Here is a 20,851-nt window from a genome sequence, read left to right as displayed (position 1 = left end):
GAAAGAGAGGATTTGTTATGCAGATCACAGATTTTAATATGGATTATTTTTCATTAAAAGGTAAAAACGCAATTGTCACAGGCGGAAACACAGGACTCGGACAGGCTTTTTCTCTGGCTCTGGCAAAAGGCGGGGCAAATATCTTTATGCCCAGTATCATGCCGGATGACCCGCAGTACAATAAACTGATCGAAGCAGAAGGCGGAAAAGCCGTATATATGGAGGCTGATATCACGAAGCCGGGTGTTCCTGAAAAAGTAGTTGAAGCGTGTGTGAAAGAGTTGGGCTCCGTCGACATTCTTGTAAACTGTGCCGGCATCGTAATCTGCAAAGATGTTCTCGACTTTGGCCGGGAAGACTGGGATCCCATGATCCGCATTAATCTTACGGCCGCGTTTGAAATGAGCCATGAGTGTGCAAAGGTGATGATACCCCGGCGAAGTGGAAAAATGATCAATATATGTTCTATGTTCAGCTTTCTCGGAGGACAATGGTCACCGGCCTATGCCGCAAGTAAACATGGGATAGCAGGACTGACAAAAGCGTATTGTGACGAACTTGCACAGTATAACATTCAGGTGAATGGTATTGCCCCGGGATATTTTAAAACGAAGGTTGCAGAAGTATCCGCAAGTGATCCGGTGAGGGATAAGTGGATCGTGGACCATACAGCGGAAGGAAGATGGGGAGAAATTCATGATCTCATGGGAACAACTGTATTTTTGGCAAGCCAGGCGTCACAGTTTGTAAATGGCCATATTCTTGCTGTCGACGGCGGATTCCTCACTAGATAAGAAAGCAATACCTGTTTTGTAGTATAACCCTGGTCAGCGTAAAGGCTGGCCAGGGTAAATTAGGATATAGAAAGGATGGTTGTAATGCAGGAGAAATATATCATCGGAATAGATGTAGGATCACAAAGTGCGAAAGTTTATATATTTGATCTGGATGGAAACGTTATCGCTGAAGGAAGAGAAAAATTAAGGGCAATGTATATGAGCGATCCTGGGATCGTAGAGCATCCGGATGATGATTTGTGGGATGCGCTCTGTGCGGCAGGACAAAAAGTCATGAAAAAATTCACAGGGCGTCCTGACCGTATAATCGGGATAGGTCTGGGTGGGATCAGGTGCTGCAGAGTTTTACTAAAAGAGGACGGAATGCTGGCGGCACCTGTTATCAGCTGGATGGATGACCGGACGTCAAGACCGTACGAACATGCGGATCCTGACGTGGCATATGTGACATCAGTGTCGGGGTATCTCGGATGCCGGCTGACGGGAGCTTTTAAAGACTGTATCGGAAATAATTTTGGCCAGTGGCCAGTGGATTATGATAAATGGGACTGGTCGGAAGATGAAGACATGCAAAAGCAATATAATCTGCCTCGTAAGATGTTGTTTGATCCGGTTCTCCCCGGCAGTGTACTGGGGATGGTGACAGAAGAAGCACATAAGGCAGCCGGATTTCCGAAGGGGATCCCTGTTGTCTGCACTACAAGTGATAAGGCAGTGGAAGGATTGGGATCAGGTCTCGTCAACGATGAGACTGCGGTGATCTCTCTCGGGACATATATTACGCTTATGATCCAGGGAGAGAAGATGCCGGAGGATCCGAAGGCGCTTTGGGCAATTTTGTCCTCCATACCATATAAATATATTTACGAAAGCTATGGAATCAGAAGAGGAATGTGGACGGTCAGCTGGTTCAGAGACTTATTTGGTGAAGGGCTGATCCGGGAAGCTGCCGGACAGGGATTGACCCCGGAGGAGCTTCTGAATAAAAAAGCAGAGGCCGTCCCGCCGGGAAGCGATGGACTTATGACTGTTCTGGACTGGCTTGCTAACGCATGGGAACCATATAAAAGAGGTGTTATGATCGGGTTTGGAGCGCATATGAATGAAGCGTTTATGTACCGCTCTATTTTGGAGGGGATCGCGTATACGATGAAGAATAATTGTGATGCCATGTGCGAAGAGCTTGGAAAAGAACTAAATGAAATTGTCATATCAGGAGGAGGCTCCGGCAGCGATCTGTTTATGCAGATCTTTGCAGATGTGTTTAACCTACCGGCAAAAAGAAACGTAATGAATGGTTCCGCGGGAATCGGGGCGGCCATTAATACAGCTGTCGCCATAGGTGAGTACAGCAATTATGAAGAGGCGGTAAAACATATGGTAAAAGTACGCGACGTGTTTTATCCCATCAAGGAGAATGTGGAGCTGTACCACAGACTAAATAAACAGGTGTACTGTAATATCACAAAACACACAGATGAAGTGTTAAAGGCAACATATGAAATCTTAAATAAATAACAGGGAAGGAGAGTCTGCCGGTATGGATAGTGTAAAGTTTCGATATGATATTAATTATCAGGAGGCATATGATACATTTTACGCAATACTGGACCGCCGAAGCCGAACGTCAAAAATAATTGTATTTTTATTATTGGCGGTCTGCGCCGCCAGCACGACAGTGATGTATGCCAGGCAGCCACAGTATATCGGCTACTCTTTCCTGGCCCTTTTATGCGTACTTATGATGTTTGGAGTCTGGTATGTTCCGGTATTAAAAGCAAAAAAGGGGGCTGGAAAGGTCAGCCGCACAGGCGGGAATTATGAATTAAAGCTGAGAAAAGAGGGATATCTGGAATTAAAAAAAGGACAGAAGATTTATTTGAACGGAGACAAAGATGTCCGGGCGTGTGAAACAGAGCTGGTTTTCGCGATCCGGCCCAATCGGGAGATGACATTCTGCATCCCGAAACGAATTATGAATGCTGATGAAATAATTTTTGTCCGTGAAGTATTGAAACTAAAAATAAAACATTTTCAGAGGAAAGAGGGAGTTTATGAGAGAGGCACAGACAACTGTAAAGAAGATTAGATGGGCAGTATTCTTACCACCGTGGCTGTTACTGATTGCACTTTTGGTCTTAAATCTGACAAACTATGACACTTTTATTTTAGTTATGGATAAGATTACGAAATGGATCTTAACAAATTTTTCCTGGCTGTTTAATTCAGTTACTTTTATAGCAGTAGCCGTGATCGTGATTTCTTATATAACACCGATCAAAAATGTACGGTTCGGCGGCTCAAAGTGCCGGCCAATGATGAAATATACCAACTATATCTGGATCATACTCTGTACGATCCTGGCTGCGGGGATTCTTTTGTGGGCCTGTGCGGAGCCGATGTATCATCTCTATGCGCCTCCGGTCAATGTAGCCGGCGGTCCGGGCTCAGGAGACGCGGTAGTATGGGCAATGCAGACGGTTCTGTTGGAATGGACCTTTTCACCGATGGCAATTTATGCGTTGCCGGCGCTGCTGTTTGCGTTTGTATTTTATAATATGAAGCAGAAATTTGCAATCAGTTCGATGCTGGCGCCGACGATCGGAACAAAAAGGGCGGAAAAGATCACACCCGTCGTAGACAGCATCTGTCTGTTTGCTCTGTGCGCGGGAATGGCGGCATCTCTTGGATCAGGGGTATTACTGCTTGGCGGCGGCCTGGAGAGTCTTTCCGGCGGCGGTATTCAATCATCAGCAGGTGTATGGCTCGTCTGCGGTATCGTCATTATCGTGGCATTTGTAGTCTCGGCGGCTTCAGGAGTTATGAACGGTATTCGTATTTTATCGACCGTGAATTCCAGAATATATATGATCATGGGAGCTTTTGTGTTTCTGGCAGGGCCGACGGCATATCTGCTCGATTTCATGGTGGAGAGCGCAGGATTGTTTTTAAATGATTTTCTTAAGCTCAGTTTATGGACATCCACGAGCTATGGAGACGGATGGTCACAAAACTGGCCCACGTTCTACTGGTGCTGTATGCTGGCATGGATGCCGGTTTCTGCAGTGTTCATCGGACGAATGTCAAAGGGATATTCGGTAAAGGAAACGATTGAAGTGATCTTCTTCTTTCCTTCGGTCTTCAGTTTTATCTGGCTTGTTATCTTTTCGGGAACAGCGATCAATTTCGAGCTGGCCGGATATGGCGTGAACGAAGCGATGGTCAACAGCGGAACAGCTGCCGCTACTTATGCAGTGTTTGAACGTCTGCCTCTGCAGATCATAATGATTCCGTTGTTTCTCCTGATCGTATTTGTGTCATTTGTAACAGCGGCGGATTCCAATACGAATGCCATGAGTGGATTGTGTACCGAGGGACTGACTGTAGACGACACGGAATCTCCGGTGATACTCAAAATTGTGTGGGGACTTACGATTGGCGCATTGTGTATCATCATGCTGGTTGCCTTTGATGTCGAAGGTTTAAAGAAACTTTCTAATCTGGGCGGATTCCCGTCTGCCTTTTTAATGATCTTCTGTATCGTCGGATGGATCAAGATCATGAGAAATCCGAAAAAATATGATTTGAATAAAATGGACTATGAGGAGGATGGAAGGCCGATCAAAAGTGAGAGGCTTTTGGAGGAGAATTATAATCCTGACAAAAAAAGTTTCTTAGAAAAAATATTTGGTAAGCGGAGTAAAACTGGTGAAAAAGATTAAGCATACATATGTGCCGCTGCTGTTCAGCTGTATTATGTGCAGCATAGCGGTAAACTGGGTGGCAGTTCCAAATGAATTTGCGGTTACGGGAGTCACCGGGCTGGCAATGACGGTACAGAAGCTGACAGGAATACATTATGCGGCCGTTTCGTATTTTATTGCCCTTCTAATATTAGTGGCAGCGCTGATCGTACTTGGACGAGGCGAAATATCGAATATTATATTTCTGTCAATACTTTATCCGGCGGTATTATGGGCGGTCAGCCATGTGAGACTGGCTGTTGTTTTTGAAGAGAAACTGATTGCCGTGGCGCTGTTTGGCCTCATATATGGTGTTGGATCAGGAATTACATACCGGATCGGCTATTCTTATGGCGGAATGGATACGCTTGGAAAAATATTGAGGAAGTCTGTCTTTAAAACATGGGAGCTGCGAACGATCATGCTCCTGGCGGACAGTGTCATCATGCTGATCATGCTGTCCGCGTATTCGCTCGATTCACTCGCCTATTCTTTTGTTGGCCAGCTGATTTTTGTCAATAGTATGAATTATGTAATTTTTAACTGGGGTCCAAAGATGTATGAAATCCAGATCGTGAGCGACTGGACGGAGGATATAGAGAGCTTTGTGATTCAAAATATACAGAAAAGTTTAACGCTGCACACAGTAAAGGGAGGGTTTTCCGGAGAAAACAAGGTACAGATGGATTGTGTGTGTACATCGGCGGAATATATTAAGCTAAAGGAGTTCATTACTCGGAACGATCATGACTGCTTTATAAGAGTGATTCCTTTAATGTATGTCTTTGGAAAGCATGCGGACTTTCATAAATTGGCGGATGAGAATTTGTAATGGAAAGGAATGTATGGATGCGGCCGGCGCCTCAGGGCGCCGGCTTTTGCGTTGTCCGGTCAGACTGCCGCGCAGACGTACCTGTCCGGACAACATTTTTTGTGTAGAAGTTCTGAGCATATGTTATGATAGAGGTAGTCAAGCCAATGCAGAAGCTGCGAGTGATAAACGATAAAAATGGAGATGTATATGAAATTATTAAAATTAGTGATCGTAGATGATGAACCAATCTTACTGGAGGGGCTCCTTAAAACATTCGACTGGAACGGGATGGGCTTTGAGGTAGTGGGAAGCGCCAGGAACGGAGAGCAGGCCATAGAGGTCATAAAAGAAAAGCGGCCCCATGTAGTTCTGACTGATATCCGGATGAAAAAGATATCCGGTCTTATGGTCATGGAAGAGATAGAAAATCTTGGAATGGACTGCCTGTTTGTTGTACTCAGCGCGTACAGGGATTTTGAGTACGCACAGCAGGCGTGTGACCTGGGGGCTTACGCTTACCTGTTAAAACCGATCGCGGACGAGAAGCTCATGGAAACAATGCGGGGCGCCTGGAACGTGTGCATGGAGCAGATCAGAAATGAAGAAAAATACGATAACTGGGAAAAGCTTCTCGTAAAAGACTCAGACAGCTTTCTCCAGGTTGTAGTACAGAAATATGTCCAGGACCGGATTCCGGTCGAGAAGGCGGAGAAAGTATTTGACACGCTGGAAGCAGGTCTTGAGAAGGACGACCGGTTTATTACAGTATACGCGGACGTTGACCTGACGTATAAGATCACAAACTCTCTGAACTACGAAGCGGCGCGGTTTGCCATGATGCAGCTTCTGGAAGAAAATATCGGAAATCTTTTCCCTTACTGGAAAATGGAAAATGAAGAGGGGACATACCTCTTTATTGTCAAGACAAAGGACAACAGAGCGGTCGGAGAACTGAAAGATATACTTGAGATGGCAAAGGTAAGGGAACATCCTGTGATTGCGGCTATCTCAAAGCCGTATAAAGGAATTACGGGAATAAAAAGGAGCTGCGAGGAGGCCAGGAAGCTCTTTGACATAGCGCGCATGTCAGGGGCCGGCGCATTTACCATACCGGAGGATATGGATGACAGGACAGACAGAACGAACGCGGTAGATACAGAGCTTTTGATCGTAAATGCTGTCAGAAGGAACGATGAAAAAGAGCTGAAAGAAGCATTTATCTATTTTATCTACGGGCTTCCCCAGGAGGAAGAACAGCAGTGCCAGTATATGCATAAAGTCATGCTGAAAACAGAGCTGATGATCGAGGATTCCTACGGGATGACGGAAGAATTGAAAAAGCAGTTTAAAAACTATTACTCTAACCTTCAGAAGCTTAACGCGGCCAGAGCGGTGGACGTCTGCTATAAGATCTTATGCAGCGCCATTGAAAAGAGAAAAGATAATGCATACAGCAATGAGACAAAGTATTTTAAAGAATATATGTCAGAGGCAGTGGCATACATAGAAGAACATCTGGATGAGGAAGACTTGTCTATCGTGTCTGTCGCCTCCCACGTATATCTGAACCCGGTTTATTTCGGACGGGCGTTTAAAAATACCTTTCAGATGACCTTTAAGAAATATCTGATGAAATGCAGGATGGAGAGAGCCAAACGTCTTCTGGAGGAAGGAAAAACGAGCATCGGGAATATATGTGAGACGGTTGGGATCAGCAACCCGTCTTATTTCTCTCATTTGTTCAAGCAATATACGGGAAAGCTTCCCAGTGAATATAAAAAGGAATATGAGGCATGAGAAAAAGGAAAACATCGGGAATTCAAAAAAAATATCTGATGCACACACTTGCCCTTCTCATTCTGGCATTGCTGCTTTCAAGCATCGGAGTGTGGGTGTACGTGCGCAAAAATATGACGAGCGTCATTGTGGACAAGTATGAGTTCATGAATGAGAAGATGGGGATATCGCTTGACAACCTGTATAAAAAAACGGACGATGTTACAGCGGAGTGCATCACAGATGACAGTGTACAGAAAAGCCTCAGAACAAAAGGGCTGGAAAATGTAGAGAAGAGCGCCCTCAGTAAATATTTTGCCTATATCGATCTGGAACATGTTGCGGAATACTGCTATGTAGATAATAAGGAAAATGTATATACGAAATCCTATTCCAATATATCGTACGAAGATTTTAAAGAGAGCGGCTTTAAAGACCGGCTTTCAGGAGATTATGCCAGGACAGAATGGTTCTTTACCGGGGACACATTGTTTGGCACCGGGGAGGAAGCGCTGTTCATTGGGAGACATGTGCGCAGCATGGATTATGCCCATGCGCCGGGAATGTTGTTTTTCAAGATGAATGAGCAGTTCCTGCAGGGACTGGTGGAAGATGAGGAATCGATGGAGGAGGCTGCGGTCGGAATCGTGGACAGCGGCGGAACCTTCTGCATGCAGAACTATCCGGAAGGTTTTTCTATGACAAAGGCGGACCGGGAGGAGATCGTAAGTCTGGCGGGGAGCGGAAAGTCAGGCATTGTCTCAGGCGGACTGCGCCTGCAGGGAGGCGTACTGCAGGCATACCGGCAGAAGGAAAGCGGGCTTACCATCTTTACAATAGTGCCAAATTCCGTTTTGAGCAGGGGACTGAGTCAGATTCTTCTTGTATTGATCGGGATCTATGCGCTTGTCATGCTCATTGCGGTAGGAGTAAGCCTCTATGTATCCCGTATCTTTACACGCCCGATCCAGAAGATCAGTGAAGAGATGGAGAATTTTGACGGCAAGGATTTCAGCCACAAGGTAGACATACACACGGATACAGAGCTTGATAAGATCGGCCATTCTTATAATGAAATGCTCGTCAATATCGAACAGCTTTTAAATGAGATCAAAAAGCAGGAGAAGGAGCTTCGCACAAGTGAGCTGCATGTGCTGATCAATCAGATCAACCCTCATTTCCTATATAATACGCTGGACACCATTTATATGCTGGCACGGATGAACGGAGAAGAAGTCACCATGAAGATGATCCATGCGTTGTCCAGTTACCTCCGCCTGTCCCTGAGCAAGGGAAATGATATAGTGACGGTGGCTGACGAGCTGGAGAACGTAAAGAGCTATATGGAGATCCAGCAGATCAGAAATGCAGATCTTTTCAACTATGAGATCGACTGTCAGGTAGAAGCAGACAAGCGGTGGATACTGAAACTGATCCTGCAGCCCCTTGTGGAAAATGCGATCAAGCATGGGTTTAACGACATGTTTGACGGCGGATTTATACGGATCGAAGTAAAGGAACTGCAGGGCAGGCTTTCCCTGACGGTATTTAATAACGGGACACCGATGAGCCGGGAGATGGTGGATAAGATCAACGCCCTTTTAAAGGTACCTATCGTAGAGCTGAAAAAAAGCTTCCCGGATAAAGAGCATGGCTATGGAATCATCAACATTATGACAAGGCTTCGGCTGAAATATGGAGAGGACGTGGGGTTTGGATATGAGGTGCAGGAAGACGGCACAAAGTGCTGTATACTGCTCCCGGGAGACGGGAAGCAGAGTGATGAGATATAAGAAAATATTGTCGGCAGCCTTAGCTGGCATATTACTGTTTGGCCTGGCCGGCTGCGCACAAAATAAGGAGAAGGCGGGCGGTGAGACGAAAAAAGAAATACGAATCCCCATGATCCTTACCGTAGACCCAAGCTCAGGCACGAAGAATGAGGAAGATGTTGTGAACGCATTTAACGATGCCTATGAGGGGACATACAAAATGGACGTGGAATGGATCCTGGAGACGGAGGAAGAATACCGCAAGAATCTGAAACGGCTGAATGTGACAGACAAGCTTCCGGCAGTCATCACAGACCTCAGGATGCTGCCTTCCTTCTATGAGATGATGGTACAGGAAGGAAGGCTTGAGAATCTGGCGCCCTATATTGACGCGGACAAAGAGTGGAAGGATATGATCGAACCTTCCGTGCTCAGAGCGTGCAGCGAGCCGGACGGCGATATTTATCTCTCACCGGTCAGCACAGCTTTTTTCTCCTGTTCGGGAGTGTTCTGGAACGAGCGGTTATTTGAAGAGGCGGGGATCCGGGAATTCCCACGTACGTGGGAAGAGTTCTGGGCCTGCTGTGAGCAGCTAAAGGCGCATGGAATCACGCCCCTTGCCCTGCATACGGAGGGTACGGCCTGGGCGCCGATGCTGCTCGCCACGGCGGAGCTTGCCGACTCGGAGGAAGGCGCCGCATTTATGGATGAGCTGTATCCGGACAGTTATCAGAATGACAGCGGACTTAGGCTTGCGCATACGCTGAAGAGACTTTTTTCTTATACGACAGAGGATGCCCTGCATACGGACTTTGACGTATCGTATGAAAATTTTATGTCAGGGAAAGCGGCCATGGTTCCGAATGGATACTGGATGATGGACCAGGTCCCGGAAGAGTTTGCCGCCATCGTGCATTTTTCGCCATTTCCAGGGAATAAACTCATTTCCTCTCCCGAGACATTCGGGTGGGCGGTCGTGTCAGGCTACAGTGACAGCGTAAAAGAAGGCGCAATAGAATTTCTGAAATTCCGGACAGGATTTAATAAAAAGGAAAAAGATACATTTTTGAAGGGGGAGACGGCGGGGACAGAGCAGATGATGCAGGATTATATTGCCGCCTACAGCGGCAGCCCCCAGATCGTGCCGAATTACCAGGTAAAATGGAATTCACTGCTGCAGGAGGAGACACTTGGAGAATACCTTCCGAGACTGGTAAAAGGGCAGATAACGGAAGAAGAATTTACACGGATGGAGGATGACAGTATAAGGCAGTTTGAAGAAGAACGGTGATGAAATGTTGAAAAGTATATTTTTTGGTATTTAAGGTTTTTTAATTGTTACAGCTTTTCGCCTATATTCTGGTACGATAAGGGCATAATAAAAGAAAGCGTTTTTAAGAAAGGTGAGGGAAAGAATTATGAAAATGCGAAAAGTTGTATCAGTGTTGCTGGCATGCGCGATGGTAGTCGGAATGGCTGCAGGATGCAGCAGCTCCAGTGACAAAAAGGCGAAAGACGGAGATGCCAAAGGAAAAGTATATTATCTGAACTTCAAACCAGAAGCGGATGAGCAGTGGCAGGATCTGGCAAAGAAGTATACAGATGAGACAGGAGTTCCTGTAACCGTTCTTACAGCGGCATCCGGAGAGTATGAAAAGACATTAAAATCCGAGATGGCAAAGACAGACGCACCGACGCTGTTCCAGGTAAACGGCCCGGTCGGACTTGCAAGCTGGAAGGATTACTGCTATGACCTGAAAGACTCTGACATCGCAGGAGAGCTTACCGATGACAGCTTTGCACTGATGGACGGGGACAAAATGTCAGGGATCGCCTATGTGATCGAGAATTATGGCATTATCTACAACAAGGAATTATTGAAAAAAGCCGGCTATTCTGCAGATGACATTACGAATTTTGACAGCTTTAAGAAAGTAGTGGAGGATATCACAAAGAATAAGGACAGCCTTGGATTCTCAGCCTTTACATCTGCCGGAATGGACGGCTCCTCTGACTGGAGATTCAAGACCCACCTGGCAAATCTTCCGATCTATTATGAATACAAAGATGAGGGCATTGACAGTACAGACGCCATCAAAGGGACATACCTTGACAACTACCGTCAGATCTGGGATCTGTATATCAACAACGAAACATGTGCGCCGACAGAGATCTCCACGAAAACAGCAGATGATGCCACGGCAGACTTTGTGACAGAGGAAGCTGTATTCTATCAGAATGGAACATGGGAATACAACAACATTGCAGATGTCGGAGAAGACAATCTTGGGATCCTGCCGATCTATATCGGTGTGAAAGGCGAGGAGGACCAGGGTGTTTGTACAGGCACAGAGAATTACTGGTGTGTAAACTCCAAAGCATCTGAGGATGATATTAAGGCGACACTTGACTTTATGAAGTGGTGTGTGACATCTGATGAAGGCGTTGAGGCGATGTGCAAAGATATGGGCTTCGTTATCCCGTTCAAGGCAAATCTTGAATCTGACAACGTGCTTGTAAATGAAGCAAATAAGTATCTGGAAGAAGGAAAGACTCCGGTATCCTGGAACTTTTCTACCATGCCTTCTGAAGAGTGGAAAAACGGGGTAGGTTCCGCACTTACCGCTTACGCGGCAGACCAGACAGATGCAAATTGGGATAAAGTTGTGACCGCATTTGTAGACGGATGGGCCAAAGAGGCGGCGGCATCAAAGTAGAAGGTTAATAGAAGATAAGAAGCGGCGGGGGTATTCATTCCCCACGCCGCTTTTTTGGAAGGAGGGTTTTTTATGGAAAAGTCCATAAAACGTTACATGCCGATATTCGTACTTCCTACATTCTGTGCGTTTATTCTTGGCTTCATCATCCCGTTCATTATGGGGATCTGGCTTTCATTCTGCAAGTTTACGACGGTCACGGACGCGAAATTTGCCGGGATCTCCAATTACATCAAGGCGCTGAAGGATACCGTATTCCGCCATTCCTTCTGGTACACCGCCCTTTTTGCAGTGGCATCTCTGATCATAATCAATGTGATCGCGTTCATGCTTGCGATGGCGCTGACGAAAGAGATGCACGGTACCAATATATTCCGTACAGTTTTCTTTATGCCGAACCTCATCGGAGGTATCGTGCTTGGGTACATCTGGCAGTTGATCTTCAACGGGATCCTGTCAAAATACGGCACAGCGCTGGCCCTGAATGAATGGTATGGCTTCTGGGGACTTATTATTCTTGTAAGCTGGCAGCAGATCGGTTATATGATGATCATATATATCGCGGGCCTGCAGTCCATACCAGGAGATGTGATGGAGGCGGCGCAGATCGACGGCGCGACCGGCTGGCAGAGGCTTTGGAAAGTTACGATCCCCATGATGATGCCGTCCATTACGATCTGTATGTTCTTATCTATCACAAATGGATTTAAACTCTTTGACCAGAACCTTTCACTGACAGCAGGCGAACCTGCCAAGATGTCAGAGATGATGGCGCTCAATATCTTCAATACATTCTATGGAAGAACCGGATGGGAAGGCGTTGGTCAGGCGAAGGCCGTACTGTTCTTCCTGTTAGTCGTAGCGATCGGAATGATACAGTTACGCGCAACACGTTCTAAGGAGGTGCAGCAGTAATGAAAACCAGAAAAAGTCCTTTAAGTTTAGCGGGAACGGGAGTGTTTACGATCATTGGCGTTGTCTATATTCTGCCGATACTCATTGTGCTCATGAATTCATTTAAAGAAAAGGTTTATATCAACAAGCAGCCCTTTAAGCTTCCGGATTCAAAGACACTGGCAGGCATTGAAAACTATATTACGGCGATAGATAAATATGAGCTTCTCAGTGCGGTGGGCTGGACTGTCTTTATTACCGTAGGTTCTGTTTTTGTCATTTTGATCTGTACGTCCATGTGTGCCTGGTATATCACGAGGATCACATCGAGGTTTACGAAACTCATCTATCTGCTGTGCGTATTTTCCATGGTCGTGCCTTTTCAGATGGTCATGTTCACCCTCTCTTTGGTGGCGGACCGCACCGGACTCCGCACACCGTGGGGGATCATCATTATTTATCTTGGCTTCGGGGCAGGACTTGCAGTCTTCATGTTCTGCGGGTTCGTAAAGTCCATTCCTCTTGAGATCGAAGAGGCGGCCATGATCGACGGCTGTACGCCGCTTCGTACCTTTTTCAGTGTGGTGCTTCCGATCATGAAGCCGACGTATATCTCAGTAGGGATACTGGAGACGATGTGGATCTGGAACGACTTCCTTCTTCCATATCTCGTGCTGGACCTGAACAAATATAAGACGATATCTATCGCGATACAGTATATGAAAGGAAGCTACGGACGGGTAGACATGGGAGCGGTCATGGCAGCGCTTATTCTGGCGGTCATTCCGGTCATCATCTTCTATCTGTCCTGCCAGAAGCACATTATCAAAGGTGTGGCTGCTGGAGCTGTAAAAGGCTAAATAGCGATCAGGAGGAAAGCAGAAAAATGAGACAGAATGGAATATTGATGCCCGTATCGGCATTGCCCTCCCCTTATGGAATCGGGTGTTTTTCAAAAGAGGCTTATGAATTCGTGGATCAGTTAAAGGAAGCAGGGCAGTCGCTGTGGCAGATCCTGCCCCTTGGCCCGACCAGCTACGGCGATTCCCCGTATCAGTCCTTTTCAACATTTGCTGGCAATCCATATTATATAGACCTGAATACCCTTGTGGAGGAAGGGCTTCTGGATAAGGCGGACTGTGACGGCGCAGATTTCGGCGGCAGTGAAGAGACGATAGACTACGGCAGGCTGTATGAGACAAGATTTCAGGTACTTAAGAAGGCCTGCAGCCGGGCGGCCGGGCAGGGACTGACGGAGACAGAAGAGTACCGGGCGTTTCTTAAGACAGAAGAAGAGTGGCTTTCAGACTATGCGCTTTTTATGGCGGTAAAAAACAGGTTTGGCGGCAGGAGCTGGGACCACTGGGATAAGGACATTCGATTCCGTGTTCCCGAAGCGCTGGCACAATACAGGGAAGCATTGAAAGAAGATGTGGGATTTTTTGAGTTCCTGCAGTATGAATTTTACAAACAGTGGAATTCGCTCAAAGCATATGCAAATGATAAGGGAATACAGATCATCGGAGATATTCCTGTCTATGTGGCATTTGACAGTGCGGATACGTGGGCGCAGCCGTCTTTATTTCAGTTAGATGAGAACAGGCTTCCGAAAGCGGTGGCGGGATGTCCCCCGGACGGATTCTCCGCCACAGGGCAGCTATGGGGCAACCCTTTATATGACTGGGAATACCACCGGAAAACCGGTTACAGCTGGTGGGTCAGAAGGATCCGCCACTGCTTCCGCCTGTATGATGTGACGCGGATCGATCATTTCAGGGGATTTGATGAGTATTACTCTATTCCTTACAAGGATGAAGATGCAGTCAATGGATGCTGGAGAAAAGGGCCCGGCATGGAATTATTTCATGCGGTCAAAAAGGAACTGGGAGACCTTCCGATCATTGCGGAGGACCTGGGCTTTCTGACCGACAGTGTAAGAGAGCTGCTGCGCGCCAGCGGCTATCCGGGCATGAAGGTGCTGCAGTTTGCTTTTGACTCACGGGAGGAAAGCGATTATCTGCCCCACAATTATGAGAGAAATTGTGTGGTGTATACTGGAACCCATGACAATGATACGCTGAGAGGGTGGTATGAAGCGCTCGCCCCGGAAGATAAGGAGATGGCGCTGACATACCTGAATGACCGGGGGACGGATGAAAGGGAGATACACTGGGATTATATCTGTCTCGCCATGCGAAGCGTGGCGGATACGTGTATCATTCCCATGCAGGATATTCTTGGTCTTGGCAGGGAGGGGAGGATCAACACTCCCTCAACGCTTGGCGGCAACTGGGTATGGAGAATGAAGGAAGGCGCGTTTACGCCCGGACTTGCCGGAAAGATGCGGAAGCTTACGGAAGTGTACGGACGGTCTGTAAAAATAGAAAAAGGCAGTATAAAAGGAGACAGTTAGAGATATGGATCTTAAACAGAAATTGGAAGAACGGTTAGGCACGACACTTGCACAGGCGGAGGACGCGGAAGTTTATTATGCCCTGTTAGGGCTGACAAAAGAGATCAGTTCACAAAAGAAAGAAAACAGTGGGAATAAAAAGGTTTATTATATATCGGCAGAATTTCTTGTCGGCAAATTATTATCCAATAATCTGATCAATCTTGGGATTTATGATGAGATTCAAAAGCTTCTCAAAGAAAATGGCAAGAGCCTTGCGGGTATTGAGGAGCTGGAGCCGGAGCCGTCCCTTGGAAACGGAGGGCTTGGCAGACTTGCGGCATGTTTTATGGACTCCATTGCAACGCTGGGACTCGACGGGGCAGGGATAGGCCTGAATTACCACTATGGACTGTTCCGGCAGCTCTTTGAAGATCATAAGCAGAAAGAAATGAAAAATCCGTGGATAGAAAAGGATAGCTGGCTCATAGACACCGGGGTACATTTCCCGGTGTCCTTCAGGGATTATACGCTGACTTCGGTCATGTATGATATAGATGTGCCCGGATATGAAAGCGGGATCAACAAGCTTCATCTCTTTGATGTGGAGTCGCTTGATGAAAGTATGGTCGGGGATGGGATCGCATTTGACAAAGAAGATGTCCGTAAAAACCTGACGCTGTTTTTGTATCCGGATGACAGTGATGAGGCGGGGCAGCTGTTAAGGATCTATCAGCAGTATTTCATGGTGAGCAGCGGCGCCCAGCTCATTTTAAAGGAAATGGATGAACAAGGATATGACCTTCACAGGCTTTACGACCATGTGGTGATCCAGATCAATGACACGCATCCGTCCATGGTCATCCCGGAACTTATAAGACTTATGACAGAGCGGGGAATATCCTTTGATGAGGCAGTGGAGATCGTCACGAAGACGTGCGCGTACACAAACCATACGATACTGGCAGAGGCGCTGGAAAAGTGGCCCCTCTCTTACCTGGAAAAGGTGGTTCCTCATCTTGTTCCGATCATCCGAAAGCTGGACGAACGGGTGAAAGAGACTTACAAAGATGAGAAGGTGGCGGTCATTGACCGGAGCGGCCGGGTACATATGGCACATATGGATATTCATTATGGCTTCAGCGTCAACGGCGTGGCGGCCCTTCATACAGAGATTCTGAAACGATCGGAACTCAGGCCATTTTATGAGATTTATCCGGAGAAATTCAATAACAAGACAAATGGTATCACTTTCCGCCGGTGGCTGATGCACTGCAATCCAGATCTGAGCAGCTATATTACAGAGCTCATAGGAGACGGCTGGAAAAAGAATGCGTCAGAACTTGAAAAACTGCTCGCCTTTGCCGGGGATGATAAAGTGCTGGAACGTCTTTGGGAGATCAAGCAGGTGAATAAAAAGCGGCTGAAAGAATATGTGAAGATGACACAGGGGATCGACATTTCCGAAGCGTCCGTATTTGATATACAGATCAAGCGCCTTCACGAGTATAAACGGCAGCAGATGAACGCACTGTTTGTGATCTATAAATACAAGGAGATCAAGGCGGGGCGGATACCGGATATACCGGTCACCGTCATTTTCGGAGCAAAGGCGGCTCCGGCCTATACTCTGGCAAAGGATATCATCCATCTGATTCTCTGTCTTCAGGAACTGGTCGGCAGCGACCCGGATGTGGCGCCGTACTTAAAGGTCGTCATGATAGAGAATTATAATGTGACGAAAGCAGAGATGCTCATACCGGCCTGTGACATATCTGAGCAGATATCACTGGCTTCCAAGGAGGCGAGCGGCACCGGAAATATGAAGTTCATGCTGAACGGCGCGGTCACGCTCGGCACAATGGACGGGGCCAATGTTGAGATCCACGATCTGGTGGGCAGCGATAATATTTATATCTTTGGGAAGAGCAGTGAGGACGTGATACGTCTGTACGAGACAAACGGGTATGACGCCCGGGAATATTATGAATCAGACCCGGTAACGGAAGGGCTTGTGGACTTTATCATAAGCAAAGAGATGATAAAGCTTGGGGACCCGGAAAATCTCTGCAGGCTCTATAAGGAACTGGTCAGCAAGGACTGGTTTATGACGCTTCTGGATTTGAAGGAGTATATCGCGGTAAAGGAACAGATGCTGGAAGATTATAAAGACAGGAAAAGCTGGACCGGGAAAATGCTCGCCAATATCGCCAGGGCAGGATTCTTCTCTTCGGACAGGACCATTGAGGAGTACAGCCGCGGGATATGGGGAATATAGTTCCGGCCGGATCAGAAAAAGAGAGAGCCGCCGCAGCGATTTACGATCGCTGCGGCGGCTCTTAAGCTTTACGCTGGTCCTTATTCGTGTTCAATATCATCCGGCGTCAGTGTGATCAGCTGATGCGCCTCCGGATTTTTCTTGCGGTATCCGGACATAATGAAATACATTGCGATCCCGATAAGACAATAGATCACGAGGGAGATATAGCCGCCTGCGGAAAGCTCCAGGCAGGAACCGATGATGACCCAGACCGATACGATCATGCCGAGGATGAATACGACTGTGGCGCACGGTACTTTATAAGGCCGCTCCCATTCGGGGTGTTTCCTGCGCAGTATGAGGGCGTCAAGACAGCATACAAAGTATACAAGGCCGGCGGCGATACAGGATACCGCATATATGTACTGTACCCAGTCATCTCCGCTGAAGATGCAGAAGAATACAGTGAATATGAGCACCACAAGGTTGGCGATGTATGGCTGGCCTTTTTTATTCAGGCGGGTGAATATCTGTGGCAGCTGGTTGAGCTGCGCTGCGCCGTAAAGAACTCTTGCCGAAGAAGTCCAGAATCCCATCAGTGTGGTGAATGCATGGAGGATGCCGGCCACGAGAGCCAGGATGGCCACGATTCCGGGCAGGGAGAATTTACGGATGAATTCAGGCTCTGGCATCCCCATCTGTGCGATCTCTGACCAGGAGCCCATACCGCCGATGGCCATTACAACTATAAAATACAGGATCGCCGGAACAAACAGCGCGGAGAGTATGATCTTCCACATCTTTGACACCGGAAAATTCGTCTCCTCTATCATGGTAGGAGTCATCTCAAATCCGATGAACTTCAGTGAAAATACGGCCATGGCAATAAATATGCCCTTAAAACCGTTGGGGAAGAACCCGCCGTGTCCCACAAGGTTATCTGCGGACCAATGCCCGCTGAACAGTAAGGTCATGCTCACGATGAGGGACATGATGATCATTGAAAAGAAGCAGATATTGGCAAGCTTCCCGGTCAAGGCGATATTAAAGTTGGACAGGATGTACCACAGCAGGACGATGCCAATGGCGATCCACATTTGAGCCCCTTTGGGTATCGGAATAAAATACTGGAACGCTGTGATGAAAATAAACGCCATCATCGGAGGTTCCACTACTTGTATGAGAAACATCATCCATTGGGAAGCCCATCCGGCCTTATGCCCAAAGGCGCTGGTCGTCCAGATGTCAACGGAGGAGGCGAAGGGAAGCATTGCCGTCAGCTCTGCAAAAGCAAGGCCCACCGGCACGAGCAGTACGGCCAGGATAGGGAAAATAAATGCGGCGCCTGCACCGGTGACGGAAAACCAATAGGGGGCCTCGGCGAGCCATCCGCCGATCACGGCGCCGGATGCCAGGGCTATCATGGATATAAAACTAAGGTTTCGTTTGAATTTTGGTTGAGCCATAATGAACCTCCTTTATTTTAATGCATCTAACAGTTCCTCGGTATTGATGACGTGGCAGTAAATGTTATTCAGGATCTCCAGCTCGTTATCCTGAATTCTCTGCGTGGATGCCATGCAGGCGTCCTCGATGAGCCATACGTTAAAGCTTTCGTCCGCAAGACTTCTGACCGTTCCGGAGACGCACTGGTCTGTGAGAACTCCTGTGACTACGACAGTGTCGATCCCCATGTTGTGAAACCAGAGTCTGAGGGGCGTACCGGTAAGCGCGCTGTCCGTCGTCTTGGTCACCACGATCTCGTCCTCCCTGGGAGACAGCGCAGGTACGATCTCGGCGGAAGGTGTGCCCGGCGGAAGCAGAAGTTCATTATATCCGGTCGCCTTCTGGTCAAGAGAACGGTCGCTTCCGTTTTTTTTCTGGCACTGGATCTTGGCAAAGCAGACTTCCATTCCCTTTTCACGGAAGCATTCCAGCAGTTTCTGGTTGTTTGGCACAACGACTTCGTCAATCTTTTTGTAGAACGGTTCCCAGCGGAGCGCTTCGTTTTTTTCAGCCTCCGTCGGATCCTCAGGAGCCGGCCTTGTTATAAACACGTGCTGCATGTCAATGATAAGGAGCGCTGTTTTTGCCGGATCAATGGTTATCCCGCCCATATCCATATCATTTTCGTAATAGAATGATACATGTCTGTCATTTACTCTCATAGTATTCCTCCTTAAAGCTGTTATATCAGATGGGCTTATTTTAACCGGATAAATGTATTATTTCTATAGACAGAGCAGGTTCACGTAAATTATGCAAAACTTCGTTATAAATATGTCAATATATGCATATTTTTTGATATTCTTTGCTTTTTTTGTGTTATAATTATTTTTGAATAAATATTAATGTTACATCATTTACAATATAAGCAGAATATGAGAGAGAGGACGGTTTCATGATCACGATACTGATCGCCGAAGATGAGCAGATCGAATACAGATATCTGCGGGATATGTTTTTGAAGCATCCGGGGATGTACCGGGTGCTTGATAATGCGCTGACCGGCCGTGATGCTGTTGATATGGCGCTTAAGTACCGGCCGGATGTGGTTATTATGGACATCAGCATGCCTGTATGCAATGGTCTGGAGGCGTCGCTCATCATCAAAGAAAAATTGCCGGACACGATCATAATGCTCAATACAGCTTATGCGGAATTTGAGTTTGCCAGAAAAGCAGTAGAATATCATCTGGATGCATATTTATTGAAACCATCTTCGGAGGAAGAGATTTTCCGGACATTGGAAGGGTGTCTCAGGAAGCGGCAGAGTACGGCGTCGTCTTCGACGGAGGCTGACGGGGGTCCGGATATGTGTGAGAAAGACTGTATTGAGCCGGTGGCGGAATATATTATGGAACATCTGGCGGAGGACCTTTCTTTAAGAACATTATCCGAACAAGTGCATTTCTCCCCATCCTATCTTTCCCATCTCTTTCATGAGAAAAGGGGTATGACGATCAGACACTTTATCAATCAGAAAAGGATAGAGTATTCCGTACAGCTGCTGAGACATTCTGACAAGAACATTAAAGAGATTGCATCAGCTTGCGGATTTTCCAATATATCACATTTTAACCGGGTTTTTAAACTGCATACAGGAAAGACGCCTGTGGAGCTGCGAAAGGAGAACAGGAACATATGATTTTTTCGGATCTGCACTGTATTATCGAAGAAGAATTCCAGAAGGAAATAGAAGAGTTTTTTGCGTTTTCCACAGGGTTCGGAGTCGTATTTGTCGACAATAACGGACGGCATCTGGGAGAGGGAAGTAATTTCACCAGATTCTGCCGATGTATCAATGAGCGCCCGGAAACGGCCCATTATTGAGAGATATCTAATCTACAGGCAGTAGAAATGGGACTGAAGACGAAGAAACCGTCCATCTATGTATGTCATGCCGGACTGATCAATATTGAGATACCTCTCATTTATAAAAACCAGTGCTTTGGAGCGATCACGGCAGGGCAGGTACTCTGTGAGGATATGGAGGGGTATCCGGCCGACCAGATCTCGGGCCGGGTGGACTATTCTGATTCGGAAGAGTTATATGAGTATTATAAAGAAATCAAGGTGTTGTCCAGAAAGCAGATAGAGGCGACGACAGCTTCACTTGCAAGTATATGCAATTATATTCTGCAGAAATTTGCCTACGCGCAGATCCAGCAGGACCTGGCAGCCAA

Annotated in this window: 16 protein-coding genes and 1 pseudogene; 15 read left to right on the top strand and 2 right to left on the bottom strand. The window is 47.0% G+C overall.

The window, feature by feature from the left end; all coding sequences use genetic code 11:
• Positions 1–17: 17 nt before the first annotated feature.
• The 13 genes from LAJLEIBI_RS12260 (at position 18) to LAJLEIBI_RS12200 (ending at position 17,183) form a co-directional block, all read left to right on the top strand.
• Complete coding sequence (locus LAJLEIBI_RS12260) at positions 18–794, top strand: SDR family NAD(P)-dependent oxidoreductase (protein WP_006442399.1); 777 nt, start codon at positions 18–20, stop codon at positions 792–794.
• Positions 795–878: 84 nt separating this feature from the next.
• Positions 879–2,315 (top strand): FGGY-family carbohydrate kinase, encoded by a 1,437-nt coding sequence (locus LAJLEIBI_RS12255; protein WP_040434816.1) that lies wholly within the window; start codon positions 879–881, stop codon positions 2,313–2,315.
• Positions 2,316–2,337: 22 nt separating this feature from the next.
• A complete protein-coding gene (locus LAJLEIBI_RS12250; RefSeq protein ID WP_006442397.1) occupies positions 2,338–2,886 on the top strand; it encodes a YcxB family protein in 549 nt (182 codons plus the stop codon).
• Positions 2,852–4,519, top strand: coding sequence for a BCCT family transporter (locus tag LAJLEIBI_RS12245; RefSeq protein ID WP_006442396.1), 1,668 nt, complete (start codon positions 2,852–2,854; stop codon positions 4,517–4,519). The genes LAJLEIBI_RS12250 and LAJLEIBI_RS12245 overlap by 35 nt, the downstream gene beginning before the upstream one ends.
• Positions 4,506–5,372, top strand: a complete 867-nt coding sequence (locus LAJLEIBI_RS12240; RefSeq protein ID WP_006442395.1) for a YitT family protein — start codon at positions 4,506–4,508, stop codon at positions 5,370–5,372. Before LAJLEIBI_RS12245 ends, LAJLEIBI_RS12240 begins: the two co-directional genes overlap by 14 nt.
• A 189-nt stretch (positions 5,373–5,561) precedes the next feature.
• Positions 5,562–7,151 carry a response regulator gene (locus tag LAJLEIBI_RS12235; protein WP_040434815.1) on the top strand — a complete coding sequence of 530 codons (1,590 nt, stop codon included), beginning with the start codon at positions 5,562–5,564 and terminating at the stop codon, positions 7,149–7,151.
• Positions 7,148–8,923, top strand: coding sequence for a sensor histidine kinase (locus tag LAJLEIBI_RS12230; protein WP_006442393.1), 1,776 nt, complete (start codon positions 7,148–7,150; stop codon positions 8,921–8,923). Before LAJLEIBI_RS12235 ends, LAJLEIBI_RS12230 begins: the two co-directional genes overlap by 4 nt.
• Positions 8,913–10,193 carry an ABC transporter substrate-binding protein gene (locus LAJLEIBI_RS12225; protein ID WP_006442392.1) on the top strand — a complete coding sequence of 427 codons (1,281 nt, stop codon included), beginning with the start codon at positions 8,913–8,915 and terminating at the stop codon, positions 10,191–10,193. The genes LAJLEIBI_RS12230 and LAJLEIBI_RS12225 overlap by 11 nt, the downstream gene beginning before the upstream one ends.
• A 127-nt stretch (positions 10,194–10,320) precedes the next feature.
• Positions 10,321–11,619: an ABC transporter substrate-binding protein gene (locus LAJLEIBI_RS12220; RefSeq protein ID WP_006442391.1), complete on the top strand. Its 1,299-nt coding sequence runs from the start codon at positions 10,321–10,323 to the stop codon at positions 11,617–11,619.
• A gap of 72 nt (positions 11,620–11,691) precedes the next feature.
• On the top strand, positions 11,692–12,534 hold the full coding sequence (locus LAJLEIBI_RS12215) for a carbohydrate ABC transporter permease (protein ID WP_006442390.1): 843 nt from the start codon (positions 11,692–11,694) through the stop codon (positions 12,532–12,534).
• Entirely contained in the window at positions 12,534–13,373 is an 840-nt protein-coding gene (locus tag LAJLEIBI_RS12210; RefSeq protein WP_006442389.1) for a carbohydrate ABC transporter permease, read from the top strand. Before LAJLEIBI_RS12215 ends, LAJLEIBI_RS12210 begins: the two co-directional genes overlap by 1 nt.
• Positions 13,322–14,926: a 4-alpha-glucanotransferase gene (gene malQ / locus LAJLEIBI_RS12205; RefSeq protein WP_242654922.1), complete on the top strand. Its 1,605-nt coding sequence runs from the start codon at positions 13,322–13,324 to the stop codon at positions 14,924–14,926. Before LAJLEIBI_RS12210 ends, malQ begins: the two co-directional genes overlap by 52 nt.
• Positions 14,927–14,930: 4 nt before the next feature.
• Positions 14,931–17,183, top strand: coding sequence for a glycogen/starch/alpha-glucan phosphorylase (locus tag LAJLEIBI_RS12200; RefSeq protein ID WP_006442387.1), 2,253 nt, complete (start codon positions 14,931–14,933; stop codon positions 17,181–17,183).
• 80 nt (positions 17,184–17,263) lie between these two features.
• On the opposite strand, the gene LAJLEIBI_RS12195 is transcribed toward LAJLEIBI_RS12200, so the two are convergent.
• Both LAJLEIBI_RS12195 and LAJLEIBI_RS12190 read right to left on the bottom strand, forming a co-directional pair.
• A complete protein-coding gene (locus LAJLEIBI_RS12195) occupies positions 17,264–18,631 on the bottom strand; it encodes an APC family permease (protein WP_006442386.1) in 1,368 nt (455 codons plus the stop codon).
• 12 nt (positions 18,632–18,643) lie between these two features.
• On the bottom strand, positions 18,644–19,333 hold the full coding sequence (locus LAJLEIBI_RS12190; RefSeq protein ID WP_006442385.1) for a cysteine hydrolase family protein: 690 nt from the start codon (positions 19,331–19,333) through the stop codon (positions 18,644–18,646).
• Between the two features lie 233 nt (positions 19,334–19,566).
• Between LAJLEIBI_RS12190 and LAJLEIBI_RS12185 the strand changes: the two genes are divergently transcribed.
• Positions 19,567–20,313, top strand: coding sequence for a response regulator transcription factor (locus tag LAJLEIBI_RS12185; protein WP_006442384.1), 747 nt, complete (start codon positions 19,567–19,569; stop codon positions 20,311–20,313).
• Positions 20,310–20,798, top strand: a pseudogene (locus LAJLEIBI_RS18365) (PocR ligand-binding domain-containing protein); the annotation flags it as partial. The gene LAJLEIBI_RS12185 and the pseudogene LAJLEIBI_RS18365, both read left to right, overlap by 4 nt.
• Between the last annotated feature and the right edge of the window lie 53 nt (positions 20,799–20,851).

The organism is [Clostridium] hylemonae DSM 15053, from assembly GCF_008281175.1.
GTDB lineage: Bacteria > Bacillota > Clostridia > Lachnospirales > Lachnospiraceae > Extibacter > Extibacter hylemonae.
Note: the sequence above shows the minus strand (reverse complement) of the source record. Positions and strands in the feature narration are given on the sequence as shown.